The 26300-nt window shown below is 67.5% G+C and carries 20 protein-coding genes; 7 read left to right on the forward strand and 13 right to left on the reverse strand.

Annotation, left to right across the window (positions count from 1 at the left end; genetic code table 11):
* The first annotated feature begins 19 nt into the window (after positions 1–19).
* Positions 20–1696: a S10 family peptidase gene (locus tag WS45_RS00565; RefSeq protein WP_059532624.1), complete on the forward strand. Its 1677-nt coding sequence runs from the start codon at positions 20–22 to the stop codon at positions 1694–1696.
* Between the two features lie 91 nt (positions 1697–1787).
* Here WS45_RS00565 and nadE read toward each other — a convergent pair whose 3' ends face one another.
* The 3 genes from nadE to WS45_RS00580 form a co-directional block, all read right to left on the reverse strand.
* Positions 1788–2636 (reverse strand): ammonia-dependent NAD(+) synthetase, encoded by an 849-nt coding sequence (nadE, locus tag WS45_RS00570; protein WP_059697561.1) that lies wholly within the window; start codon positions 2634–2636, stop codon positions 1788–1790.
* A 225-nt stretch (positions 2637–2861) separates the two neighbouring features.
* Positions 2862–3731 carry a DMT family transporter gene (locus WS45_RS00575; protein ID WP_059697563.1) on the reverse strand — a complete coding sequence of 290 codons (870 nt, stop codon included), beginning with the start codon at positions 3729–3731 and terminating at the stop codon, positions 2862–2864.
* Positions 3732–3919: 188 nt separating this feature from the next.
* Positions 3920–4105 (reverse strand): hypothetical protein, encoded by a 186-nt coding sequence (locus WS45_RS00580; protein ID WP_006752380.1) that lies wholly within the window; start codon positions 4103–4105, stop codon positions 3920–3922.
* A 205-nt stretch (positions 4106–4310) separates the two neighbouring features.
* On the opposite strand from WS45_RS00580, the gene WS45_RS00585 reads away from it, so the two are divergent.
* Positions 4311–5069, forward strand: coding sequence for a DeoR/GlpR family DNA-binding transcription regulator (locus WS45_RS00585; RefSeq protein ID WP_059532616.1), 759 nt, complete (start codon positions 4311–4313; stop codon positions 5067–5069).
* Between the two features lie 104 nt (positions 5070–5173).
* Entirely contained in the window at positions 5174–7000 is a 1827-nt protein-coding gene (locus WS45_RS00590) for a phospholipase D-like domain-containing protein (protein ID WP_059697566.1), read from the forward strand.
* A gap of 123 nt (positions 7001–7123) precedes the next feature.
* Here WS45_RS00590 and WS45_RS00595 read toward each other — a convergent pair whose 3' ends face one another.
* The 3 genes from WS45_RS00595 to WS45_RS00605 all read right to left on the reverse strand — a co-directional run bounded on the left by WS45_RS00595 (position 7124) and on the right by WS45_RS00605 (position 10898).
* Positions 7124–7798, reverse strand: coding sequence for a TetR family transcriptional regulator (locus WS45_RS00595; RefSeq protein ID WP_059464545.1), 675 nt, complete (start codon positions 7796–7798; stop codon positions 7124–7126).
* A 115-nt stretch (positions 7799–7913) separates the two neighbouring features.
* Complete coding sequence (locus WS45_RS00600) at positions 7914–9182, reverse strand: NAD(P)/FAD-dependent oxidoreductase (RefSeq protein WP_059697568.1); 1269 nt, start codon at positions 9180–9182, stop codon at positions 7914–7916.
* A 135-nt stretch (positions 9183–9317) separates the two neighbouring features.
* Entirely contained in the window at positions 9318–10898 is a 1581-nt protein-coding gene (locus tag WS45_RS00605) for an amino acid permease (protein WP_059697570.1), read from the reverse strand.
* A 671-nt stretch (positions 10899–11569) separates the two neighbouring features.
* On the opposite strand from WS45_RS00605, the gene amaB reads away from it, so the two are divergent.
* Positions 11570–13081: an L-piperidine-6-carboxylate dehydrogenase gene (amaB, locus tag WS45_RS00610; RefSeq protein ID WP_059697572.1), complete on the forward strand. Its 1512-nt coding sequence runs from the start codon at positions 11570–11572 to the stop codon at positions 13079–13081.
* Positions 13082–13219: 138 nt separating this feature from the next.
* Here amaB and WS45_RS00615 read toward each other — a convergent pair whose 3' ends face one another.
* The gene (locus WS45_RS00615; RefSeq protein ID WP_059697574.1) at positions 13220–15679 is read right to left on the reverse strand and encodes a DUF3772 domain-containing protein; all 2460 of its coding nucleotides are present in this window, start codon (positions 15677–15679) and stop codon (positions 13220–13222) included.
* A 420-nt stretch (positions 15680–16099) separates the two neighbouring features.
* On the opposite strand from WS45_RS00615, the gene WS45_RS00620 reads away from it, so the two are divergent.
* Together WS45_RS00620 and WS45_RS00625 are read left to right on the forward strand one after the other, a co-directional pair.
* Entirely contained in the window at positions 16100–17518 is a 1419-nt protein-coding gene (locus tag WS45_RS00620) for an MFS transporter (RefSeq protein ID WP_059697576.1), read from the forward strand.
* Between the two features lie 269 nt (positions 17519–17787).
* Positions 17788–18978 carry a hypothetical protein gene (locus WS45_RS00625; protein ID WP_059697578.1) on the forward strand — a complete coding sequence of 397 codons (1191 nt, stop codon included), beginning with the start codon at positions 17788–17790 and terminating at the stop codon, positions 18976–18978.
* Between the two features lie 271 nt (positions 18979–19249).
* Here the strand turns inward: WS45_RS00625 and WS45_RS00630 are convergent, their stop codons facing one another.
* Both WS45_RS00630 and pdxR read right to left on the reverse strand, forming a co-directional pair.
* Positions 19250–21448 carry a penicillin-binding protein 1A gene (locus WS45_RS00630; RefSeq protein ID WP_059697580.1) on the reverse strand — a complete coding sequence of 733 codons (2199 nt, stop codon included), beginning with the start codon at positions 21446–21448 and terminating at the stop codon, positions 19250–19252.
* 97 nt (positions 21449–21545) lie between these two features.
* On the reverse strand, positions 21546–23099 hold the full coding sequence (gene pdxR / locus WS45_RS00635; protein WP_059697583.1) for a MocR-like pyridoxine biosynthesis transcription factor PdxR: 1554 nt from the start codon (positions 23097–23099) through the stop codon (positions 21546–21548).
* A gap of 125 nt (positions 23100–23224) precedes the next feature.
* Here pdxR and WS45_RS00640 point away from each other — a divergent pair, with 125 nt between their 5' ends.
* Positions 23225–23863, forward strand: coding sequence for an FMN-binding negative transcriptional regulator (locus WS45_RS00640; RefSeq protein WP_059697585.1), 639 nt, complete (start codon positions 23225–23227; stop codon positions 23861–23863).
* Positions 23864–24025: 162 nt separating this feature from the next.
* Here the strand turns inward: WS45_RS00640 and WS45_RS34605 are convergent, their stop codons facing one another.
* From WS45_RS34605 to WS45_RS00650, 4 genes are all read right to left on the reverse strand, one after another.
* Positions 24026–24280 (reverse strand): hypothetical protein, encoded by a 255-nt coding sequence (locus tag WS45_RS34605; protein ID WP_156436978.1) that lies wholly within the window; start codon positions 24278–24280, stop codon positions 24026–24028.
* Between the two features lie 59 nt (positions 24281–24339).
* On the reverse strand, positions 24340–24972 hold the full coding sequence (locus WS45_RS00645) for a type VI secretion system amidase effector protein Tae4 (RefSeq protein WP_059697587.1): 633 nt from the start codon (positions 24970–24972) through the stop codon (positions 24340–24342).
* A gap of 3 nt (positions 24973–24975) precedes the next feature.
* A complete protein-coding gene (locus tag WS45_RS32800; protein ID WP_082721795.1) occupies positions 24976–25530 on the reverse strand; it encodes a PAAR domain-containing protein in 555 nt (184 codons plus the stop codon).
* Between the two features lie 191 nt (positions 25531–25721).
* On the reverse strand, positions 25722–26294 hold the full coding sequence (locus tag WS45_RS00650) for a thioredoxin family protein (RefSeq protein WP_059532574.1): 573 nt from the start codon (positions 26292–26294) through the stop codon (positions 25722–25724).
* Positions 26295–26300 lie beyond the last annotated feature (6 nt).

Below are 26300 nucleotides of genomic sequence, written 5' to 3' on the forward strand. Positions count from 1 at the left end.
CACCTCCAGGAGCAGCACGATGGGCATCGATTCCGCATCCTCCGGCGGCGTGTATCCGCTGCATCACGGCGACCACAATTCGCATGGCGTGCCGCCGACCATCAATCCGGTCGCGCTGAGCCACGGCCGCGACCAGCCGTTCTTCGATCCAGTTGCGTACGGCAACGGCCCCGACGACTCGGTCACCGACACGACCGAAGCGGCCGCGATCACGCACCATACGATCCTGATCGACGGCAAGCGCATCGCGTACACGGCGACGGTCGGCCATCTCGTGACGGTCGACCCGAGCAGTTCGCTGCCGGCCGCGAAGATCTTCTACGTCGCGTTCACGGCCGACGGCGCGAAGGAGGAAACGCGGCCCGTCACGTTCTTCTACAACGGCGGGCCCGGGTCGTCGTCGGTGTTCGTGCTGCTCGGCTCGTTCGCGCCGAAACGCATCAAGACCTCGATGCCGGGATTCACGCCGCCCGCGCCGTACCAGATGGAAGACAATCCGGACAGCATGATCGACCACAGCGACCTGGTGTTCATCAACCCGGTCGGCACCGGCTATTCGGCGGCCGTCGCGCCGAACAAGAACCGCAATTTCTGGGGCGTCGACCAGGATGCGAATTCGCTGAAGCAGTTCATCAAGCGCTACCTGACGAAGAACAACCGCTGGAATTCGCCGAAATACCTGTTCGGCGAGTCGTACGGCACCGCGCGCAGCTGCGTGCTCGCGTACAAGCTGCACGAGGACGGCGTCGACCTGAACGGCGTCACGCTGCAGTCGTCGATCCTCGACTACCGGCAGGCCGGCAACCCGGTCGGCGCGCTGCCGACCGCCGCGGCCGACGCGTGGTATCACAAGAAGCTCGGCGTCACGCCCGCGCCGACCGATCTCGGCACGTTCGTCGAGGAAGTCGCGCAGTTCGCGCGTACCGATTACCTGACCGCACTGCGCAACGTGCCGCATGCCGACCCGGCCGCCGTGCGGAAGCTGGCGGGCTACACGGGCATCGACGCCGCGACGCTGCAGACCTGGGGGCTCGACATCGCGGGCTACGACGCGCGTGGCAATTCGCTGTTCCTGACGACGTTGCTGCACGCGCAGGGGCTGGCGCTCGGGTCGTACGACGGCCGCGTGACCGGGATCTCGTCGGGCATCGCCGGCAAGATCGATCCGAACTCGGGCGGCAACGATCCGACGATGACGGCCGTGACCGGCGTCTACACGGCGATGTGGAACAGCTACCTGAACGAGCAGTTGAAGTTCACGTCGAATTCCGCGTTCACGGACCTGAACGACCAGGCGTTCCAGAACTGGGACTTCAGCCACATCGATCCGACCGGCGCGCAGCAGGGCATCGATGCGAAGGGGAACGTGATCCTCTATACGGCCGGCGATCTCGCCGCGGTGATGGCGCTGAACGTCGACCTGAAGGTGCTGTCGGCGAACGGCCTCTACGATTTCGTCACGCCGTTCTACCAGACCGTGATCGACCTGCAGCAGATGCCGCTCGAGGATCAGAAGGTGCGGCAGAACCTGTCCGCGCGCTTTTATCCGTCGGGGCACATGGTGTATCTCGACGGCGGTTCGCGCACCGCGCTCAAGCGCGATCTCGCGACGATGTACGACGCGACGGTCAGCGATACGGGCGCGCGGATGCGGATTCGCGCATTGCAGGCGAAGAAGACGGGCGGCCACGCGTAGCGTCGCCCGTCGTGCATGTGCCGCGCGTAACCGCGAGGTTCGCGCGGCACGGCATGGTGCGGCGGCGACGGGGCCGGCTTATGCGGCGGGCTTACGCGGCCGGCCAGTCGAACGGCGTGTACGGCAGCGCGCGCTTGTGGCGCGAGCCGTCGTAGAAGCGCAGCACCGTTTCGTACACGCTGTCGGCCACGGTTTTGCCTTCGAGGAAATCGTCGATCTCGTCGTAGGTGACGCCATACGCGTGCTCGTCGGGGCGCAGCGGACGCAGCTCCTCGAGGTCGGCCGTCGGCACCTTCATCACGATCAGTTCGTCGCCGCCCAGCGCGCGGGCGACCGCGCGCACGCGGCGCTTGCTCAGGCCGGCGAGCGGCAGCACGTCCGCGCCGCCGTCGCCGAACTTCGTGAAGAAACCCATCAGCGATTCGGCCGCGTGGTCGGTGCCGATCACGATGCCGCGCCGCGCGCCGGCGACCGCGTACTGCGCGATCATGCGCTCGCGTGCCTTGATGTTGCCGTGCACGAAATCCTGCTGTGCCGGGTTTTCGAACGCGTGGCCGGAGGCGACGAGCGATGCGAGCATCGCGTCGGCGGCCGGCTTCACGTCGACCGTGAACGTCTCGTCCGCACGCACGAACGCGAGCGCGCGCTGTGCGTCGGCTTCGTCGTTCTGCACGCCGTTCGGCAAGCGCATCGCGATGAAGCGGGCGTCGTAGCCGTCGGCGCGCAGCCGTTCGACCGCCAGCTGCGCGAGCCGCCCGGCCGTCGACGAATCGACGCCGCCGCTGATGCCGAGCACGTAGGTCCGCAAGCCGGTCGAACGAAGGTACTGCGCGAGGAAGTCGACGCGGCGGGCGATTTCGGCATCGACGTCGAATTGCGGGGCGACGTTCAGTTCGGCAATGATCGCGCGTTGGCGGCTGGCGTAATCGGCGGATGTCATGGAGGGTGGTTCCGGAACGAAATGCGAGGCGCTCATCATAAGCGCAATCGCAGCCCGACGCCGCGCCGGGCATGCGATCCGGCGGGCGCGCGTTGCATCGGCGAGACGCGCTGCATCGTCATGGGGCAGCGCGCGGGGCGGCAGGCTCCGGCGTGCACGCGGATGCCTCGTTTCGATGCATGAAAGGGGCGCGGTAAGGAGGCTCTCTGCTGCCGCTCGCCCGCGTCAGCGCCGCGCGAGCACGACGCCCACCAGCGCGAGCCCGAAGCCGGCGAGCTGGACGGCCGCGAGCGTTTCGCCGAACAGCAAGTAGCCCTGCAGCGCGGCGAGCGGCGGCGCGAGGAACAGCAACGACGTCGCGCGCGCGGCGTTACCGCGCCGCAGCATCCACATCAGCATCGTGACCGCGCCGCCGGACAGGAACACGACGCCCCACACGAGCGAGATCCACAGCGCCGGCGCACCGATCCAGCGCGTTTCGTGCAGCAGCACGACGAAGACCGCTGCGACGATCGCCGCGCCCAGGTTCTGCACGGCGACGGCTGTGCGCAGGTCGTTCTGCGCGAGCTTGCCCTTCTGATACAGCGAGCCGGCGGTGATCGAGCCGACCGACAGGATCGACACGGCCACGACGAACCACGCGGGCGCGGCGCCCGGCGGCGGCGCGACGCCGCCCGCCACTTTCGGCGCGAGCACGAGCGCGACGCCGGCGAGGCCGAGCGCCATCCCGAGCCAGCCGCGCGCGGGCAGGCGCTCATTGAACAGCGGCACCGCGAGCGCGGCGGTGGCGAGCGGCTGCAGCGCGCCGAGCAACGCCATCACGCCCGCATTCAGTCCCTGCGCGACGGCCCAGTAGCTGGCGCCGAGATAGACGCCTTGCAGCAGCGCGCCCGCGATCAGGTGGCGCGGCCATTCGCGGCGGGCCGGCCACGGCGCGCGCGCGGCGAGCGCCACCGCGCCGAACAGCACCGCCGTGCCGGCGAAACGCGCGAGCAGGAACAGGTTCGGATCGGCGTACGGCTTGATTGCCCGGGCGACGATGAAGCCGGTGGACCACAGCGCGACGAAAGCCGCGGCGACGAGCGAGTTGAACATGCATGGCGGGCCGCGATACGGCCGGACGAATCGTGAAGTCGGCCAGTATCGGCCGAACCGGAGCTGCCGTCTTGTCGGATTCTGCATTCGCCCGTGGCGCGAGCGCGGCGGCCATTCCGTCACCGGCCGGCCAGATGAAGGTGCTGCGGCATGAAAGCGCGCCGTGGCGCGCGGAAAGGACGGGAGGATCAGTCGAGCGAGAACGTGTCGAGCGGCTGGTTCGCGCGTGCGTCGGTCGCGAAGCGCGCGGCGAGCTGTTCGTACAGCCGGCGCGCCTCGTCGAGCGTCAGGTCGATCCAGTACGGATCGCCCGCGCCGTCGTTGAGTCGTTCTGGCGAAAACTGGATTTCGAGCACACTGCCTTTGCGATACATTGCGCAAGCCCCTTGATGGTCTGTCGTTCGGCGAAGCGCAGAGTGTAGCAACCGCTTGCCGTGCCGATTCGCGCGCATCGGGCAATACAGAATTTCGCTTTCGTGAAACGCGCCGACCGCCAGCCGCGCCGCCGTCAAATGGCGGTCAAACGGCCGTAATACAATGGTCGGCTTACCCATTACCAGTCGCCTCGGGCGCATTGCGATGCTGGCGGAACAACGTCATCAATACATTCTGTCGGAGCTCGGACGATCGGGCGCGCTGTCGGTCGCCGAACTCGTGCGCTCGCTCGACGTATCGCGCGAGACGATCCGGCGCGACCTGAATGCGCTCGCGGCGCGCGGCCTGCTCGTGATGACGCACGGCGGCGCGCTGGCGGCGGACCGCCGCGAGCCGAGCCTGTCCGAGCGCGAAGCGGCGAACGCCGAAGCGAAGCGCACGATCGGGCGACGCGCGGCCGAATTCGTGCCCGACGACGCATCGGTGCTGATCGACTCGGGCAGCACGCCGCATGCGGTCGCGCTCGCGCTGGCCGACCGGCACCGGCTGTCGATCTACACGAACGACTGGCGCACGGCATTCGTGCTCGCGCGGCGCAACGGCAATCGCGTGACGCTGCTCGGCGGCGAACTGTCCGACGACGAGGACGCGACGTTCGGGCTCGATACGATCCAGCAGCTCGCGCAATACCATGTCGATTTCGCGTTCGTCGGCGCGGGCGGCATCACGTCGGACGGCGACTGCACCGACTATTCGCGGCTCGCCGCCGAAGTGCGCAGCCGGATGATCGCGGCGGCCGGCACGGCGATCATCGTCGCCGACCATTCGAAGTTCGGCCGCGTGACGCCGGTGCGGATCAACGGCACATCGGCCGCGCGCTACCTCGTCACCGAGCGCGCGCCGGACAAGGCCGTGCGCCGCGCGCTGACCGCACGCGGCATCGAGCTGCTCGTGTGCGACTGACGCGGGTCCGACATACAAGGTTCATCGAACCGTCATCGCGCGGGAAGAACCACCGTCAACACTGACTCATTCATCTCGACCGGCCCGTCCGGCAGGAGCAACGAATGACCGTCAGCGTACGCAGTTATCTTTCCCCGACTCTCGTCCTGCTTGCCTTCGACTGGCCCGATGCGGCGTCGCGCACGGACTTCCTCGGCTTCGCGATCCGGCGCACGCCGGGCTTCTGGTCGGCCGACGGCAAGACGCGGGCGCCGAACAGCTGGCTGCCGAATCGGCTCACGTTCGACGGCCCGGCCGCCGACACGCAGGGCGATGCACCGACCGACCAGGCGCCGATCCAGAAATTCATGTGGTGGGACGCGCGCATCGATCCGCAGGACCGCGATGCGTCGTTCCGCTATGACGTCTTTCCGGTCGTCGGCACGCCGGAGCACCTGCAGGTGCTCGATGCGGAGGCCGGCGTGTGCGATGTCGTGCTGCCCGCGCACGTCGTGGACGGTGTCGGCACGTGGTTCAACCGTGCGGTCGTCAGCTCGCAGGCGTTCGCGAAGCAGGTCGCGGCGCTGGGTCTCGCGCCGGATGCGGCGCCGAGCGCGGACCAGGCACTGAAGCTGCGCGCGTGGCTCGCGAACGACATGGAGCAGGTGTTCGCGGCGATGCTCGACCCCGCGTCGCGCGCGGTGTCGGCCGTCTATCACCTGACGGACACGCTGTGGGCGCTGCCCGCTTTCGAGGCGTTCGGACGGCGGCACGGCGAAGCGTCGCTCGCGATCGTCTACGACGCGCACACGACCGCGCGCAAGGGCAAGCCGCCGCTGCCGTCGCCGAACCAGCCGGCCGTCGACGCGCTGCAGGGCCTCGCGACGCTCGCGCCGCGCGACCGGACGCACATCATGCACGACAAGTTCATCGTGACCGACGCACCGGCAAATGCGGCAACCGCGGTGACGCCCACGCGCGTGCTGACCGGTTCCGCGAACTTCACGACCGAAGGGCTGACGGAGCAGGCGAACGTGCTGCACGCATTCGATTCGCCGGCGCTCGCGGCGCTGTACAACGCGCGTGCGCACGCGCTGGCCGCGAATCCGCCGATCGCGGAGACGGCGAAGTTGTCGGCGGGCTGGTCGGCGCCGATGACGATCGGCAGCGCGCAGGTGCGCGTCGCGTTTTCGCCGGAGCCGGCGGGGCAGCGCACCGAGATCGATACGATCGTCGCCGCGATCGCGGCCGCGAAGCATTCGGTGTCGTTCTGCCTGTTCATGCCGACCGACGCTGCGCTGCGCGACGCATGCTTCGCAGCCGGCGATCGTGGTCTGATGATGTTCGGCCTGGTGAACCGCATCAACGTCGGCAGCGCGACGAAGGCCGATGCCGCGCAGCACGACGGGCAGTCGCTCGATGCGGCGACGCTCGCGAACCTCGAGCTTTATCATCGCCAGCGCGATCGGCGCGACGTGATCGATGCCGCGTATTTTTCGCCGGCGACGGTGCCGAAGGGTTTCGAGCCGGAGCTGCGCCTCTTTCCGGGCGAGCCGGCGCCGGCGTATCCGCCGGTCGTGATTCACCACAAGTTCATCGTGATCGATGCGGAAGGCGCGAACCCGATCGTCTACACGGGCTCGGCGAACATGAGCCGCAACTCCGAGCAGTACAACGACGAGAACCTGCTCGAGATTCGCGACACGCGGATCGCGGCGATCTATCTCGCGGAATTCCTGCGGCTCTACGAGCACTACCGCGCGCGGGCGCTGTCGATCGAGACGAAACGGCATGGCGCCGGTGCGCATCGGCAACTCGCGCTCGCACCGGATTCGAGCTGGGCGAAGAAATATTACGTGGCGGGAAGCCCGGAAGAGAAGGCGCGGATCGCGCTGGCGTCGACCGTGCCGACGGACTCGCCCGCGACGCACGCGCGGCGTGAGGCGGCCTGAAGGAGCGTGCCGCGTGCGTCCGGCTCATGCCGGTTGCACGCGGCGGGGCGACGTTCGGGAGGTGTGCCGGACGGCGAGTGGAGCGCTCGCCAGCCGGCCTTCGGGCGGAATCGCGCGGTGCGCCTACGCGGCGACGTAGCGCAGCACGGAGTCGGTGATCGTCTCGCGATGTCGCGCGCGCAGCCGCGGCGCCGACGGATCGCGGCCGAACGCGGCGCCGAACGTGTAACGGTTCGACACGCGGTGGAAGCAGAACGAGCTGATCAGCAGATGCAGGTCGAACGCGTCGATGTCCTTGCGGAAGGCGCCGCTCGCCGCACCGCGCTCGAGCAGTTCCTCGAGCGTCTTGATGATGCTGACGTTGCGGTTCTTGAACGACTTCAGCTGTTCGAGATACTTCGCGCCGTGGATGTTCTCGATCGACACGAGGCGGACGAAGTCGCGATGCTTGTCGTGATAGTCGAACGTGAATTCGACGAGCCGGCGCATGCCTTCGCGCGGCTCCATGTCGCCGACGTGCAGTTCCTGCTCGAGCGCGCGGATGTCGCCGTACACCTTCTCCAGCACGGCCTCGTACAGGCCTTCCTTGCTTTCGAAGTAGTAGTAGAGCATCCGCTTCGTCGTGTTCGTGCGCTCGGCGATCGCGTCGACGCGCGCACCGGCGAGGCCCATCGCGGAAAACTCCTGCGTGGCGACGTCGAGGATGTTGCGCTTGGTTTGCTCGGGATCGTATTTGCGCCGCGCATCGGTCGCAAGCGCGCGGCTTTCGGACGTGGCGGCCTTGCTTCCAGCTTTCATGTGACTTTGTTGTGAGTTCGCGGCGGCATGAAGAAACCATTCTAGCATGCGGGAAATGCCCGCCCGGCCGACCTTTCGCTCTAATCGGCCGGGCGGTTTCGGCTGCTGCTGCCGCTCAGCGCCGGCACGACGCGAGCGCGTCGCGGGCCTGGTACGCGGTGTACGTGAGCTGCGCGGCGGCGAGGCCCGCGAGCCCGAACGTGCGCGTGAGCCCGAACGCGGCGAAGCCTTCCGGCACGGGCCGCTCGCCGGCAAGCGCGGCGGCGAGCGCTTCGCCGGCGACGGTGGTGGGCGCCATCCCGTGACCGCCGAATGCGATCGCGTGCCACACGCCGTCCGCGTCGCGGCCGATCTGCGGCATCTTGTGCCGCGCGTAGCTCATCAGCCCGCCCCAGGCGTATTCGACCTTCACGCCTTCGAGCTGCGGATACACGCGCAGCAGGTCGCGTCGCAGCAGCCGCGCGATCGCGTCGGGGCCGCGGTCGAGCACGGAGATCCGGCCGCCCCACAGAATGCGCGTGTCCTTCAGCGGACGGTAGTAGTCGAACGCGAAACGCGTGTCGTAGATCGCGTACGGCGCGTCGATCGCGTCCGGCAGGCGCGTGCCGAGCGGTTCGGTCGCGATCACGTAAGTCGCGATCGGCAGCACCGCGCGCTCGATGCGCGGCGACACGCCGCGCGCGTAACCGCCGCCGGCGAACACGACGTCCTTCGCGCGCACCGTGCCCTGCGCCGTGCGCACGACGTAGCCGGCGCCTTCGCGCGCGATGCCGAGCGCGGCCGAGCGTTCGAACACGCGCGCGCCGCCGCACGATGCGGCCGCCGCGACGCCGAGCACGTACTTGAGCGGATGGAAGTGGAACGCGTTCGGCTCGAACAGGCCGCCGTAATAGCGCTGCGTTTTCAGCCGCGCGCGCAGCGCGTCGGTTGCGACCGGTTCCCAGTCGACGTTGAATTCCTGCTTCATCAGCGTGCGCACGCCGTCGAGCCGCGATGGATCGTCGAACCAGTTCGCGAGCATCACGCCCTCGTCGACGATGTCGCAGTCGATTCCGTAGCGGGCGATCCGCGCGCGGATCAGGTCGACCGCATCGACGGTGAGCCGGTACAGGCGGCGGCCTTCGTCGCGGCCGAGCGTGCGCAGCAGGTCCGCGTTGTCGAGGCTGTAGCCGCCGAACACGAAGCCGCCGTTGCGGCCCGATGCGCCGAAGCCGACCCGCTCGCCGTCGAGCACGACGACGTCCCGCACGCCGCGCTCGACGAGGCCGAGCGCCGTGCACAGGCCGGCGAGGCCGCCGCCGACGATGCAGACCTGCGTGTCGATCGTGCCGGTCAGTTGCGGGTAGGGCTGGCGGGTAACGGTGGCTTCGTAGAAGTTCTGCATGCGTTTTCGGGGATTCGTGACGGCGGAAAAACGAACGGCGCGCGTCGATCTTGCCTGAACGCGCGCGCCGCGTCGAATGGGGTTTTCAGTGCAACGGCCGCGGCGATCGGGCGGCGGCCGTTGCGCGACCGGGCGTCAGGCGCCCGGCGTCGGGTTGGCCGGGGCGGCGACGTAGGCCGGATAGCCGGCATCGGCCTTTACCGTCGCCTCGGTCGGCGCGTTGCGCTCGATCCACGGCGCGATCTCCATGTCCTCGTAGCGGACGAGGCGGCATTTGCGCACCAGCGCGTAGCCGAGCCAGATCGCGAGGAAGAACGGCAGGCCGATGTAGGTCGCGGCGATGCCGGCCCAGTCGATCCTGTCGGCGAGGAACGCCTGGTAGTCCTGGCCGAGCGCGACGATGGCGCACAACGCGAATGCGAACAGCGGGCCGAACGGAAACCACTTCGACCGGTATGGCAACTGGTCGAGCCGAAAGCCCTGCTTCAGGAAGCCCTTGCGGAACCGGTAATGGCTGACCGCGATGCCGAGCCACGTGATGAAACCGGCCATGCCCGACGTGTTCAGCAGCCACAGGTACACCGTCTTGTCGCCATACAGCGACGTGAGGAAGCACAGCGCGCCGACGGCGGTCGTCGCGTACAGCGCGTTGCGCGGCACGCCGCCCGGCGACAGCTTCGCGAACAGCTTCGGCGCGCGGCCTTCGACCGCGAGGTTGTAGAGCATCCGCGTCGACGCGTACATGCCGGAGTTGCCGGCCGACAGCACGGCCGTCAGGATCACCGCGTTCATCACGCCGGCCGCGAACGCGAGGCCCGCATGGCGGAACACGAGCGTGAACGGGCTCACGCCGACGTCGGTCACGTCGCTCTTCAGCAGGCTCGGGTCCGTGTACGGAATCAGCACGCCGATCACGAAGATCGCGAACACGTAGAACAGCAGGATGCGCCAGAAGATCTGGCTGACCGCGCGCGGGATCGTCGTGCGCGGATTCTCCGATTCGCCGGCCGCGACGCCGATCATTTCGGTGCCCTGGAACGAGAAGCCCGCGATCATCGCGACGCCGAGCATCGTTGCCCAACCGCCCGCGAAGGGCGCGTCGCCGATCGTGAAGTTGCCCCAGCCCGCGCTCGGGCCGCCTTGCATGATCCCGAAGATCATCAACAGGCCGATGCCGACGAACGCGACCACCGTCAGCACCTTGATCAGCGCGAACCAGTATTCGGCTTCCCCGAAACCGCGTACCGACAGCGCGTTGAGCGCGAAGATCAGCGTGAGGAAGATCGCGCTCCACCAGACGCCCGGCACGTGCGGAAACCAGTAGTGCATCACGAGCTGCGCGGCGACGAGTTCGACCGCGAGCGTCACGGCCCAGCTGTACCAGTAGTTCCAGCCGAGCGCGAAACCGAAGCCTTCGTCGACGAATTTCGCGCCGTAGGTCGCGAACGAGCCCGACACCGGCATGAACGCGGCCATTTCGCCGAGGCTCGTCATCAGGAAGTAGACCATCAGGCCGATCAGCATGTACGCGAGCATCGCGCCGCCGGGGCCGGCTTGCGAGATCGACGCGCCGGACGCCACGAACAGGCCCGTGCCGATCGAGCCGCCGATCGCGATCATCCGCAGATGACGCGCCTGCAGCGCGCGGTGGAGGGACGGCTTCGCGGGCGGCGAGCCGGACGGACGGGGCGAGTCGGGGCGGGCATCTGAATGCATGGCGGGTGCTGGGCGCTGTCTCCGGGATTGTTTTTTGGTGACGAAGGGCGACGCGTCGGCGGCCGGCCGGCGGTCGGCGACACTGCTTCGCGGGCTTGATCCGGATCCACCGGATCGACCGGATTTACCGGTGCAGCGGTGCAGCGGTGCGCGACGCGTGTCGTCTTCGTCTGTCGTCCGGCTGCCGCTGGGCGGCCGTCGGCGCGCCGGGTGCCGTGCACCTCGTCGACGCCGCCCCGATTGTGTGTGCCGGCCGCATGCGCGGCAAACGATATTTCCGCACAGGGTGATGCGGCTTTGTCATCAACTTGTCGCGCGGCGCAATCGGGTCGGGCGGCCCGGCCATCGGCCCTGGATACGTCCCATGCCGGCGTCGAAACGGGCGGATCGGTCCTGCCGAGGTGTTGCGTTTTGGGAATGAAGTCGTGAGTTAATATCAATAGCGGCCCGACTTGTGGCCATCGACAATGTGTCTCATGGATCGTGCCTCGCGAGGCCGGGGCGTGCCGTCAGGCCGGGTTTCCGGCGGCGGCGCCGCGCGATGCGCCAGGCGGCGCACCGGGCCTGCCGAGCTGCGCATCCGCTTGCACAGGGCGCGCGAACGCGCTCCAATCGAATCACGCGGGCGGCGTCGCCGCCGCACCGATCAATCTGTCCCTGAAGAGGAAGTGATGCAATTCAACGACATTCTTGCTGCGCTCGACATCGATCTCGCCCAGTGGAAAGGCAATGCGCTGACCGCGCGTTCGCCGCTCGACGGCGCGACGCTCGCGACGCTGGCGGTGGACTCGCCCGCCGACGCCGAGCGCAAGATCGACGCCGCGCACGACGCATTCCTCAAGTGGCGCACGGTGCCGGCGCCGGTGCGCGGCGAGCTCGTGCGCGTGTTCGGCAACGTGCTGCGCGAGCACAAGGCCGAGCTCGGCCGCCTCGTCACGCTCGAAGCCGGCAAGATCACGTCGGAAGGGCTCGGCGAAGTGCAGGAAATGATCGACATCTGCGACTTCGCGGTCGGCCTGTCGCGTCAGCTTTACGGCCTGACCATCGCGTCCGAGCGCCCGGGTCACCGGATGATGGAGACGTGGCACCCGATCGGCGTGTGCGGCGTGATCTCGGCGTTCAACTTCCCGGTCGCGGTGTGGGCGTGGAATGCCGCGCTCGCGTTCGTGTGCGGCGATCCGGTCGTGTGGAAGCCGTCGGAAAAGACGCCGCTCACCGCGATCGCATGTCACCAGCTGCTCGCCAAGGCGCTGCGCGAATTCGACAAGACGCATCCGGGCGTCGCGCCGGAAGGCCTGAGCCAGCTCGTGCTCGGCATGCGCGACGTCGGCGAGGTGCTGACGTCGTCGAAGAAGGTGCCGGTCATCAGCGCGACCGGCAGCGTGCGGATGGGCACGGAAGTCGCGAAGGTGCTGAGCCAGCGTCTCGCGCGCGGCATCCTCGAACTCGGCGGCAACAACGGGATGATCGTCGCGCCGAGCGCCGACCTCGACCTCGTGGTGCGCGCCGTCACGTTCGCGGCGGTCGGCACGGCCGGCCAGCGTTGCACGACGCTGCGCCGCCTGATCGTGCATCGCAGCGTCGTCGACCAGTTGCTGCCGCGCATCGAGAAGGCCTATGCGTCGGTGAAGGTCGGCAACCCGCTCGAGGAAGGCACGCTCGTCGGCCCGCTGGTCGACCGTGCGTCGTTCGACGCGATGCAGAAGGCGCTGGCCGACGCACGCGAGCAGGGCGGCGAAGTGAAGGGCGGCGAGCGCATCGATGTCGGTCACGCGGATGCGTACTACGTGCGTCCGGCCATCGTACGGATGCCGAAGCAATCGGCGGTGGTCGAGCGCGAGACGTTCGCGCCGATTCTCTACGTGATGGTCTACGACAACTTCGAAGACGCGATCGACGTGCACAACGCGGTGCCGCAGGGCCTGTCGTCGGCGATCTTCACGAACGACATGCGCGAGGCCGAGCAGTTCATGTCGGCGGCGGGCAGCGATTGCGGGATCGTCAACGTGAACATCGGCACGAGCGGCGCGGAGATCGGCGGCGCGTTCGGCGGCGAGAAGGAAACGGGCGGCGGCCGCGAGTCGGGTTCGGATGCGTGGAAGGCGTACATGCGCCGTGCGACGAACACGATCAATTACAGCCGTCAGTTGCCGTTGGCGCAGGGCGTGAAGTTCGACGTGTGACGCAGCGGCCCGTCAGGGCGCGTTGACGTTCGAATGACAAGGGCAAGGGCCGGTTGCCGCGAAAGCGGTAACCGGCCCTTGTCGTTTTCGGCGATGCGTGCGCGGCGATGCCCGATCCGCGCCCGCCCGATCACGTATTCATTCGTGCCGGGTGGATCCGTCGACTGCCGGCATGTTCTGCACGACCAGCATCTGCGGCGTCGACAGCGTGATCTGCGACGCCCGCAACTGCTTCAGGATCTCGAACAGCAGGTCGCTCTTCGTCGCGCTCGCGATCCGCGGGCTCGCCACGTAGCCTGTGACGCTCAGCGTGATCCCGTCCGGCGCCAGCTGGCTGAACGTGACCGACGGCGCCGGCTTGTCGAGAATCGCCGGATGCTCGCGATATGCATCGAGCAGCAGGTCGCGCACCTGCTCGGGGTCGGTGTTCAGCGGGAACGTCAGCATCAGCGTCGCGACGCCCTGCGTGCTGTTGCCCATCGTCACGTTGCGCACGTTCTGCGAGATAAGCTGCGAGTTCGGCACGATCACGGTCGAGCGGTCGCTGAGCTGGATCTCGGTCGCGCGCACGTTGATGCGGCGGATGTCGCCTTCGACGCCCGCGATGCTGACCATGTCGCCGACCTTCACCGGCCGCTCGGTCAGCAGGATCAGTCCCGACACGAAGTTCTTCACGATCTCCTGCAGGCCGAAACCGATACCGACCGACAGCGCGCTGACGATCCACGCGAGGTTGCTCCACTTGACGCCGAGCAGCCCCAGCGTCATCAGCACGAGCAGCACGTAGCCGACGTTGGTGAACAACGTGATCAGCGACACGCGCATTCCCGCATCCATGCCGAGTGCCGGCATGAACTCGCTGTCGAGCCAGCGCCGCACCGAGCGCAGCAGGTAGAAGCCGATCGCGAACCCGATCACCGCGTTCATGATCCGGTCGGGCATGATGTTCAGGCTTTGCAGCCGCTGGCCGCCGATCATCGCGACCGCGCTGTCGAGCAGGTCGCTCGGCGTCGTGCCGAAACCGCCCGTCAGTAACGCGATCGCCGCGACCAGCATCAGCAGGCTCGTGCCGAGACCGGACACGACGGTGTGGGCCTGGTCGAGATGCCGGTCGTCGAGCGCGAACAGGTGCTTGATCTGCTTGCCGGTCGACAGGTTCGCGGAGAACAGGCTTTCGCTCGCGTCGCGCGTCAGCTGCGTCATGATGTAGACGCTGCACAGCACGATCTCGAACCACACGAGCTCGTACGTGATGAAGCGTGCGACCGTGATGTAGCCGATCAGCAGCGCGCCGAGCGACACGACGATCGCCAGCGTGACGCCCGCATGGATCAGCCCCGCGAGCGTCGAGCGATCTTCGGGCGCCTCGCCGGATGCCGCAAGCGCGCTGCGGACGCGATTCGCGCGCAGGATCGACGCGCCGACGGTCAGCGCGACGACGAGCGAGACGATGCCGCGGCCGAACAGCGTGACGGACAGGCTGGTATCGACGATCCGGTTGATCGATTCGAGCGTGCCCGACATCAGCAGCAGCGCGGCCAGCACACCGGGGAACGGCCTCATCGCGAGCGCGACGGGATCGGCGAGCGCGGGCAGCCGCCACGACGGATGCTTCGTGCAAAGCAGCGCACGGCCGAGGCCGGCGATCAGCGCGCAGGTCACGGCGAGCTTCGCGAACTGGTCCCACAGATCGGTCATCGACGACGTGAGCTCGGCGTGGCGGGCGAGCGCGAGATAGAGGATCTGGACGGCGACCGCGGTCGCGAGCAGCGTCGAGAACGCCGTCGCCAGCGCCAGCGCACTGCGGCGCAGCCGCGTGGGCGGCAGGCGGTTCAGGCAGAACCACGCAAGCCCGCGTTCGACGATGCGGCGGCCGCCGAGCCAGGCCGCGAGCGCGGCGATCACCAGCAGCGTGGTGAGCGCGCGCTGGCCGGGTGTCCAGGACGAACGCAGCATGTCGCGCAGTTCGTCGTTGAAATCGTCGAGCCGCTGGACGTCGTCCGGCGACAGATGGAACAGCGGCAGCCAGAACTGCGCGCCGAAGATGCTGCCGGAACGGAACGCAAGCTGGTTCTTCAGCAAGCTGCGGTGCAGCTTCGAGAACTGGTCGTTCAGGTTCGCGAGGTTGGTCTTCTGGTCGGCGGCCTGCTTCAGCGCCGCGTCGATCTGCGCCTTGCGCGCGTTCAGTGTCGCCCGCTGCTGTGCGACGGCGGGTGTTTCGGGCGATGCGCCCGGGGCCGGCGGCGGGCCGAGCACGTCGAGCTGCGCCTGGACCTGCGTGCGCTGCGGCGCGAGCTGGCTCTGCAGCTTGTCGACGTCGGCGCTCAGTTCCTGGGTCGCGTCGCCGAGTTCGTCGAGCTCCTTGCTGTTGGTCGCGTTCGACGTCTGCTGCTTGATGCGGTCCTGCTGCACCTGCATCTGCTTGAGTTGCGCAACGGCGTCGCCGAGCGAAATCGTCGGCACGGGGACGCCGACGCCGCTCGCGCCCGGGGCGGACGCGGCCGTCGGAAATGCCGACGCGGTCGCGATGGCCGCGAACTGCAGCAGTGCGAACAGCGCGATCCGGCGTGCGTACGTGGATAGTCGTTGTATGGACATGGAGTGCTTACGTTTTGCCGACAATGACGGGCGCCGCAAGGCGCCCGGAAGCCGGGAGTTGGCCCGGTAGCATGTTACCGGGGCATGGCGGCCGCGGCGCTGCCGATCGTGCATCTTGCCTGGCGCGTACCGTGATGCCCGCGCGGGCATGCGATGGCCCCGCGAGCCCCTGCCGGCGGGGCCGTGACGGGTTGCGTTCGCAGTCCGGCAGCGAAACGTCGCGACGCCGACGAACCTTACAGATCCGACAGACGGTTACGCAATTTACACAATACCCGCCGCGAAAGTGGGTTGTCCGAACCGGTTCGCCACGCCGCGCGGCCCGCGCGGCGTGCCGGTACAATGCAGCGAATCGCCCGACGGCGGCCCGCTGGCCGCCGGACAACAAAACATACGACACGATCAGGAGACACGACCAAGATGGTCTCAACGGACAGCTTTCCACCGGCAGCCGCCTCGTCCTCTTCCATCGACGCCGGCTCGATTTCGGCCCGCCTCGATCGCCTGCCGCCGACCCGCAGCGTCTGGAAGCTCGTCGTGCTGCTGAGCCTCGGCTTCTTCTTCGAACTCTACGATCTGCTGTACAGCGGTTACGTCGCGCCGGGCCTCGTGAAAAGCGGGATCCTGTCCGCGACGACGCACGGCCTGTTCGGCACCACGGGCGTCGCGAGCTTCATCGCCGCGCTGTTCTCCGGCCTCTTCATCGGCACGATCGCATGCGGCTTCCTCGCGGACCGCTTCGGCCGCCGCGCGATCTTCACGTGGTCGCTGTTGTGGTACACGGCCGCCAACGTCGTGATGGCGTTCCAGGACACGGCGGGCGGATTGAATTTCTGGCGCTTCGTCGTCGGTCTCGGCCTCGGCGTCGAGATGGTGACGATCGGCACGTACATCTCCGAACTCGTGCCGAAGCAGATCCGCGGCCGCGCGTTCGCGTGCGAGCAGGCGGTCGGCTTCGTCGCGGTGCCGGTGGTCGCGTTCCTCGCGTACCTGCTCGTGCCGCACGCACCGCTCGGCCTCGACGGCTGGCGCTGGGTCGTGCTGATCGGCGCGCACGGCGCGCTGTTCGTGTGGTGGATTCGCCGCGAGTTGCCCGAGAGCCCGCGGTGGCTCGCGCAGCAGGGGCGCGTCGACGAAGCCGATCGCATCATGCGCGCGCTCGAGGCGAAGGTCGAAGCCGAATATGGCCGGCCGCTGCCGCCGCCCGCGCCGGCCGAGCCGGTGCCGCCGCGCGGCAGCTTCCGCGACATGTGGGTGCCGCCGTATCGCAGCCGCACGATCATGATGACGATCTTCAACGTGTTCCAGACGGTCGGTTTCTACGGCTTCGCGAACTGGGTGCCGACGCTGCTGATCAAGCAGGGCATCACGATCACGTCGAGTCTCATGTATTCGAGCGTGATCGCGCTCGCGGCGCCGCTCGGCCCGCTGATCGGCCTCGTGATCGCCGACCGCTTCGAGCGCAAGTCGGTGATCGTCGCGATGGCGGCGGCGATCGTCGTCTGCGGGCTGCTGTTCAGCCAGACGACGGCGGGCGCGTTCCTGATCGTGCTCGGCATCGGCCTCACGCTCGCGAGCAACATCATGTCGTACAGCTTCCACGCATATCAGGCCGAGCTGTTCCCGACGTCGATCCGCGCGCGCGCGGTGGGCTTCGTCTACTCGTGGAGCCGCTTCTCGGCGATCTTCTCGTCGTTCGTGATCGCGGCCGTGCTGAAGGGCTTCGGCACGTTCGGCGTGTTCGCGTTCATTGCCGGCGCGATGGTGATCGTGATGGCCGCGATCGGGTTCATGGGGCCGCGTACCAAAGGCATCGCGCTCGAAACCATTTCGAAGTAGACGCCGGTTGCGCACTCGCGTGTCGCGTGCGGCACGCGGGTGACAAGCAAGCGGCAACGAGTTGAAACAAAGCGTGACGAAGCGCAACACCGCCGCGAAACCGGGGGTTCGGCCCTGCCGATTCGTGTTCGCGCGGGTAGAATGGAAGACCTGACGACTCACTAGCCGCCATTGGACCGAACGCGTTGTACTGCGAACGACTCCACCGCGAAGAGGCGTCGGCGCCGGGCACATGCGTGCCGCCGGCGTGTCGATGGCTTGCGCGGGAGATGCGCCGTTCGCCACGTGCGATGGCCGGATCGGCCGATGGCTTCGATTGCATGATGCTCTCCGACCTGACGCGGCGGTTATCCAGGCCGCGTTGCCGTACCCTCGCGGTCGCCACGTATGTGTGGCTCGCGGCCGCTGTCCCGATCTCCGTTCTTGTCGCGCGGCCGGCCGTTGCCGCGTCCGACGTGCCGTCGGCCACTGCTACGTCATCCTCATCAACTGCTTCGGCTGCGCATCCGGCTTCGCCGGCACATGTGTCGTCGGAGGCAGCGCCGGCTTCCGCCGCGTCCGCTGCATCCGCCGCGTCCGCGGCCTCTCCGGCATCGGCGGCATCCGCCACACCGGCAAGCGAAGCCGAAGCACCCGCACCGACGCCGCCGCGGCGGCACCCGCCGTTGTCGGCCGAGGAGGCGAGGAACGCAACCGCGCGTGCGATCGACATGCGCAAGCGCTTCACGCAGGAAGTCACGCGGCGCCTGAACGTGCCCGCGAGCGAGCAGCGCGCGTATGGCGATCGCCTTCAGAACGCGCTCGCCGATGCGGATCTAGGCGATCTGGCCGGCGAATACGTTGCGCTCGTCGACCGTGCGCCGAACGTTCAGGCGCTGTTCATCTACTTCCGCGCGACACCGTCCAATGCGTGGTTGATGATCGGCGCGTCGCCGGTCGGCACCGGCTGGCCCGGCAAATACGATCACTTCCTGACGCCGCTCGGCGTGTTCCACCACTCGCCCGACAACATGGATTTCCGCGCGGAAGGCACGACGAACGACAACGGCATTCGCGGCTACGGCAAGCGCGACATGCGCATCTACGACTTCGGCTGGGTGGACGGCGAGCGCGGCTGGGGCAAGGGCGGCAAGTCGCCGATGCGCTTCCAGATGCACGCGACCGACCCCGATCGCCTCGAGCCGCTGCTCGGCATCCGGCATTCGAAAGGCTGCGTGCGGATTCCTGCGTCGCTGAACACGTTCCTCGACACGCACGGCATCCTCGACGACGACTATCAGGCGCGCGTCGAGGCCGGCAAATCATTGTGGGTGTTGCGCCGCGATCGCGACATCACGCCGATCGCCGGCCGCTACCTGGCCGTGATCGACAGCGCGCGCAAGACGCGTCCGGCATGGTCGCCGGCGCCGGGGCGCAACGCATGGTCGAAGCTGCCGAAGAACGGCGACACGGCGGACTGACGACAGCCGGTCCGACGAAGGCGATACGGCGGGTGCGCCAGTTCGATGCACTGGCCGCGACGCTCGCGGCGGCCTGAGCGCGTTGTCGGCCGCATCCGCCCGCCCGCGCATCGTTCGGGGCCTGACGCAGGTCGCCCGCAAAATCGTACGGCGTGCAGTCGCGGAACGCGAAACGCCACGCGGTGGCGACGCGCGCGAACGCGTCGACGATGCGCGATGCGTGCCGGGATCGCTTCGTCAAGGATGACGAAGCGTCATTGTCGAGTGGTGCTCAGCGGAAGATTTTCAGCCAGTCGAACAGGCCGGGGTGCGGATGTCGCTTCGGCACCGGTGCCGGCGCACTGCGCGGCCGAAAATCGGGCGAGAACTGCGCACGCGGATCGATCGCGCGCGCACGCAACGCCGCATCGTAGAACGAGCCGACGATCGGCAGCGCGCTGTGTGCGCCCGCGCCCCAGTAGTCGCTGCGCAGCGTCACGCTACCGTCGTCGAAGCCGACCCACGCACCGGCCACCAGTTGCGGATGCATCAGGATGAACCAGCCGTCCGTGTTGTCCTGCGTCGTGCCGGTCTTGCCCGCGACGTCGACGCGAATCCCGTAGCGAGAGCGGATGTCGGCGCCGGTCCCGTAATCGACGACGCCGCGCATCACGTCGACCAGCGTCTGGGCCGCGGCCACCGGCAGCGCGCGTTCGGGCGGCGCGCTGCCGAACGCGGCGAGCACCTTGCCGTCGCGGTCCTCGATGCGCGTGATCATCTGCGGCGCGACGTACACGCCGCGGTTCGCGATCGTCCCGTACGCGGACACCATTTCCTTCAGCGTGACGGGGCTCGTGCCGAGCGCGAGCGACGGCACCGCGTCGAGCGCGCTGTCGCGCACGCCCATCGCGCGCGCGAGCTGCGCGACCCTGGCCGCGCCTTCGCGCTGCATTACCTGCGCGGTGATCCGATTGCGCGACAGCGCAAGCGCGTCGCGCAACGTCATCGGCGCGTCCGTCGGCGGCTCGGCATCGGTCGGGTGCCACACCGCGTGCGCGCCGATCGGAATCGCGACGGGACGATCGACGAACGTATCGCCCGGCCGCATGCCGTCCGCGAACGCGGCGCCATAGACGAACGGCTTGAACGTCGAGCCCGGCTGGCGTCGCGCCTGCACGACGTGATCGAACGGCTCGCTGCCGAAATCGGGGCTGCCGACCCACGCGCGAATCGCGCCGTTGCGCGGATCGATCGCGACGAAGCCCGCCTGCACCTGCGTCTTGCGCTCGCACAACGCGCGGATGAACGCGCGATTCGCGCCGAGCTGCTTCAGCGCCGCCGCATCGGCGAGCCCCGCGTCGCGCGCGGCGCGATAGTCGGGCGTCTGCCGGATGAAGCCGCGGAACAGGTCGTTGCGCAGCCCGCAGCCGGACGGGTTGTGCCACGCGCTATCGGCGATCGCCTGCAGGCGATCGGTCTGCTGCGTCAGCGCTTGCGTCGCCATGTCCTGCAGTTGCGCATCGAGCGTCGTGCGCACGACGAGGCCGTCGGCGTAAAGATCGTAGTTGTTGCGGTCGGCCCATGCGATCAGCCACTTGCGCAGCTGGACCGCGAAGTGCGGGGCCGGGCCAGGCTGCGCGGTCTGCGGCTCGAAGTCGACGCGCAGCGGCCGGCGCTGCAACTGCGCGAGCTGCCGGGGCGACAGCATGCCCATCGCCGCCATCCGGGAGAGCACGATGTTGCGGCGCTGTTCCGCGCGCTCGGGGTTCAGCACCGGGTTGTAATAGCTGTTGCCCTTGAGCATCCCGACGAGCGTCGCGCTTTCGACGATGTCGAGCTGGTCCGCCGACTTGCCGAAATAGGTGCGCGCGGCCATCTCGACGCCGTACGCGTTGTACAGGAACGGCACCGTGTTCAGGTAGGTCTCGAGAATCTCGTCCTTGCTGTACACCGTCTCGATCTTGAACGCGGTGATCAGCTCCTTCACCTTGCGCGTGAGCGTCGGCGCGCGGCCGACTTCGTCCGGATACAGGTTGCGCGCGAGCTGCTGCGTGATCGTCGAGCCGCCCTGGCGGCTTCCCGAGAACGTGTGCAGCCCGGCCGCGAGCGTGCGGCGCCAGTCGATGCCGTGATGCGCGTAGAAGCGGTGGTCCTCGGTCGCGATCAGCGCGTCGACCATGTGCGGCGAGATCTGCTTGAGCGGCACCCATTCGCGATTGACGGGCCGGAATTCGGCGATCAGCTGACCGTCGGCCGACAGCACGCGCGCGGGGCGGTCGATGCGCGCCTTGCGGATGTCGCCGATGCTCGGCGTGAACGGGACGAACGCGAGCAGGACCAGCAAGCCGAGCACCGGTATCGCGGCGAGCGTCAGCGCGACACCGCGGCGCGTCGGATGGCGCAGGCGATGCCAAGCGCCGGCGCCCAGCACGCGGGCGCCGGTGCGGCAGCGAAGCCACAGGTCACGAAGAAACGGCACGAAGCGATTCACGACGGCAGGAGCGCGAGCGGAAAAGGCGCGATCCTAGCAAACCGCGCACCGTTGCCGGCGGTCAAACAGCCCGTTTTCTTGCAGGATTTACAGACGATTACGTTTGTTTCCCGCGGACAACCTTTGGTCGTGTGCGCCGCCGCGATTCTTCCGATGAAACGGTGCCGGCCGCTTCGCCGACCACATCCGCGAGCCGCTGCGCGGCCGCTTCCATCCGCGCGCGATCGAACCCGCCGAAGCCGAGCACGAGGCCCGGACGCGCGGTGCCCGGCGCGAACATCGGCGACACCGCGCGCACCGCGACGCCCGCCTGCGCGGCGCGCGCCACCACGTCGAGATCGTCGATCCCTTGCGCGAGCCACAGCACGACGTGCATCCCCTGATCGCCCGGCTGCACCCACGCGCGCTCGCGCGGCAGCCGCGCGCCGAGCGTGTCGATCAGCAGCGCGCGCTGTTCCGCGTAGACGCCGCGCACCCGGCGAATGTGGCGGTCGAGATGCCCTTCCGCGATGAAGGCGGCGAGCACGTGCTGATCGGCGGTCGGCGCGTGCCGATCCATCAGCGCGCGCGCACCGCAGAACGCGGGCACGAGATCGTCGGGCGCGATCACGTAGCCGAGCCGCAGCGACGGGAACAGGATCTTGCTGAACGTGCCGAGATAGATCACGTGTTCCGGATCCAGACCTTGCAGCGACGGAAACGGATAGCCTTCGTAGCGCAGCTCGCTGTCGTAGTCGTCCTCGACCACCCACGCGCGATGCGCGCGCGCCCAGCCGAGCAGCGCGTTGCGTCGTGCCATGCTCATCGGCATCCCGAGCGGGTACTGATGCGACGGCGTGACGAACGCCGCGCGTGCGTTCGGCGCGAGACGGATGCCGGCGTCGACGTCGATGCCGTCCGCGTCGACCGGCACGCGGACCATCGCGTCGCACCGGCCGGTGCTTTCGAGCAGCGCGGTGATGCCGCGATAGGCGGGATTCTCGACCCACGCGCGATCGTTCGGGCCGAGCAGGACCTGGCTCGCGAGGTGCAGCCCCTGTTGCGTGCCGCTCGTGATCACGACCTGATCGGCGCTGCAGCGCACCGAGCGCGAGCGGCGCACGTAATCGGCGATCGCTTCGCGCAGCGGCAGCGCGCCTTGCGGATCCGCGTAACCGGACGGCGCACCGGCGCCGCGGGCGCGCAGGCGGTTGCCGAGCCGGCGCCAGATGTCGTCGGGCGCGGTGAGCCCGACCGGCACCGAGATCGCGAACGGCACGGCCGGCAACGGCCGGAATTCGCGGGCGATCCGCGCGAACGTCGCGGCCGGTTCGGGCAGTCCGGCGTGTGCGGCACGCCGCCGGGCGGCGGGCGGTTCACCGGCCGGCGGAGCGGGCTCGGCCAGCGCGTTCGCGACCCGCGTGCCGGCGCCGCCGCGCGACTCCAGGAAGCCTTCGGCGACGAGCTGCGCATACGCATCGACGACGGTGCCGCGCGCGACCTGGAGCGACGTCGCGAGCAGCCGCGTGGACGGCAGCGTGTCGCCGGGCCGCATGTCGCCGCGTCGCACCGCGTCCCGCAACGCCTGCGCGAGCTGGCGGCTCAGGTCGCCGGCCGCGCGATCGAGCACGCCGAGCGACGGGATTTCGACGATCCGGGCGGTTCTGGCCATGATTCTGGTCTGCTGAAATTATTCGAAACCGGCTCTACAGCATAAACCAGTTAGCGATCACAATCTGCGCATGACGGGCCGGTTGCGCCTGTTCCGTCCGAACCCTTTTCGACCGTGGAGCCGCCATGTATGTCCCTGCCGATTTCGCCGAATCCCGCCCCGACGCGCTGCGCGAACTGATCGTCGATCATCCGTTCGGCAGCCTGGTCACGCACGGGAAGGGCGGGCTCGACGCGAACCACCTCCCGTTCGAATTGCTGCCGGCCGACGGCGGCCTCGGCGAGCTGCATGCGCACGTCGCGCGGGCGAATCCGGTCTGGCAGGAGGTCGCGAACGGCGACGAGGTGCTCGTGATCTTCCGCGCCGGCGACGCGTACATCTCGCCGAACTGGTACCCGAGCAAGCACGCGGCGCATCGACAGGTGCCGACGTGGAACTACGTGGTCGTGCATGCATACGGCCGCATCACGGTGCGCGACGACGAGAAGTTCGTGCGCGGCGTGGTCGCGCGGCTGACGCGCACGCACGAGGCGTCGCAGCCGGCGCCGTGGAAGATGACCGACGCGCCGAAGGACTATCTCGACACGATGCTGCAGTCGATCGTCGGGCTGCAGATCGAGATCACGCGGCTCGTCGGCAAGCGCAAGCTCGGGCAGAACAAGGCGGTCGACGATATCCGCGGCGCGGGCGACGCGCTGATCGCGGACGGGAATCTCGCGATCGGGGAGGCGATGCTGGCGGAGGCGGACCGCAAGAAAGAATAGTCTCGCGATCGCGAGGCGCGGCGTCCGTCGCCGAGATCACAGTGTCGTGCGAAGGTCGTTTGCGGTCGGGCAGATTGTTCTCGACGGTTCTCGCACCTTCTCGTATGGCGCAATGCACATGTCGGTGAAGGTAGCTGGCACGTGTCGTGCAGGTCACGTGGTTTACTTCATGACGGAATCGACCATATAAAGCGTGGCGGTCACGATGAGAATGGCGACACTCCACAGTGCCCACTTTCTGGCGGACCACCGCTTCCAGGCAACGGCGTTGAGTGTGCCGAAAGCGATAGCGGGACCAAAAAAATACGAAACCAATACGGGTAAAACCCACCACGGCGTAGGACATTTACCGAGTTCATGGCAGCCCGTTGCGATATGGTCAGGTTTGAACCAGTGAACACGGCTGAGCGTGTACATGAATACCCATGCGACGAGCAACCCGTAAAAGAAGCCGCAGAGTGATATTGCAAACCGTTTCACTTGATTTCCCAAAATAGGATTTGCTTCGCCCCTCCCAGATCAGAATACGATGCGCCGGCCAGTATGGACGCGCCTTGACGGATGGACCCGATGCCAAGATAACGCCCCCATGTCGCGAACCCATTCCAAAATCCGCTGACCGTCAGTCGCGATCCGTTCCACAAATCGATGTGACCGCCGCTAGCGTTTTCAGTCGATTCGCCATCGCGTGTCCAGTACCTTGAAAGCTGGATGATACCGGTGCGGCCTTTGACCTTCGATGCCCAATCCTCCCCAGTGATGTTTTCGGCTTTGGGAAGACCGGCGAACGGCTGTAGCTGCAACCATGCGCCCAACTCATCGGCACGGGTCGCGGTGGGTTTCCCGTCAAGCAAGATACGGCCGATCGTCTTTGCACCCAACATCGGCCTGACGTTCCTCGCATTGAACGATTTCATTCCGACACCGACACGGTGCAGCGCAACGCTAAGGCGAATGGCGCATTGATTGGTATACGCTGGGTCGTCGTACGGATTGCCGGACGGGAAATTATCCCAAAGTTCCTTGAAGGCGACCCCTGCTAACGGCACCACCTTCTCGGAACCTTTCGTGTTGGTAGTACGAACTCTTGTGGGCTCGGTGTGTGGCATCCGTTACTCCCCGTTTTGCTTGGAGAGCGCGTCATCGCCCCAATAGACCATGTAATCACTTGCCCCGTCTCCGGTATGGATACGGGGCAGTTTTCCGCTTGAATCGAGACGCCCCAAATGCATGCGACCGTCGGAGGTTTCGATATAGTAGGGAAACCCTTCCGTTACCTCCTTGGTCGCCCTTACCCGCTCGTCGAAAGCGCCTTTCCTGATCGATGCGATCTCGCCCGTTAGCGTGCGGCTCGAGATGACTTCTCCGAGACTCTTTATCCCATCATTGCACCAAACTTCTCCTGCCAGCAGTGCAACGATGTGCGGTGGAGTCGTGCAGCCGCACAGGACGACATCGTTGTCCAGAGCGACCTCTCCTTGGAATTTGATTCGGTATGGGCCACCGGATTTTGCGATGGTGCCGAGGCTTTGGCACGCGGTGCAGAATGCGTTACCTCCAATCAGGGCTGCTTGATATCCGTGTACAAGGAACGGCGGACCGCGGTATGGTTCAATTGTCCCACCGCTTGAAAGACTATCGCCAACGACTGCAATTCTTCTTTTCATTGGTCAGCCCTCTCGGAAAGCCGTCATCGTAGCCGCGTGGTGCGATAGCGCATCTCGATATTGATAGGTTTCCTTGGAATGGCAAGTTTGAACCAGCAACAATCACGGGGAAACCGCCCGCTGGGGGCATGAATCCGGAGTGCGTGCGTTCGCTGTTTCCGAATCGGTTTACCTGCGGCCGCTCGCGTCATCTATTGCGATCGCTTTTCGCCTTCCCCCGCCTGCGCCAGCGCCCCCCGAATCGCCGCTTCCGTCTTGTCATACCCGCCCTCGCCGTACCGCGTATAGACGACCTTCCCGTTCGCGTCGATCAGGTATAGCGCGGGCCAGTACTGGTTCCCGTACGCACGCCACGTGTCGTAGCGGTTGTCCTGCGCGACCGGATACTGGATGCCGAAGCGCTTGACCGCATCGGCGACGTTCTTCGCGTCGCGTTCGAACGGATACTCGGGCGTATGCACGCCGACCACGACGAGCCCCTGGTCGCGATACTTCCGGTACCAGTCGTTCACGTACGGAATCGTATGGATGCAGTTGATGCACGAGTACGTCCAGAAGTCGACCAGCACGACCTTGCCGCGCAACTGGTCGAGCTTGAGCGGCGCGCTGTTGTGCCAGCGCTCGATGCCGGTGAAGTCGGGCGCCGGCGTGCCGGCCAGCGAGGCGGTCATGCCCGCGTCGTCGCGGGTGCCGGCGAACGCGGCGAGCCCGGCCGTGGCGGCGAGGGCGATCACGAGGGCGGCGGTCTTGAATCTGGGCAGCATGGCGGT

Source organism: Burkholderia sp. RF2-non_BP3, from assembly GCF_001522185.1.
In the GTDB taxonomy this organism is placed as follows: domain Bacteria; phylum Pseudomonadota; class Gammaproteobacteria; order Burkholderiales; family Burkholderiaceae; genus Burkholderia; species Burkholderia diffusa.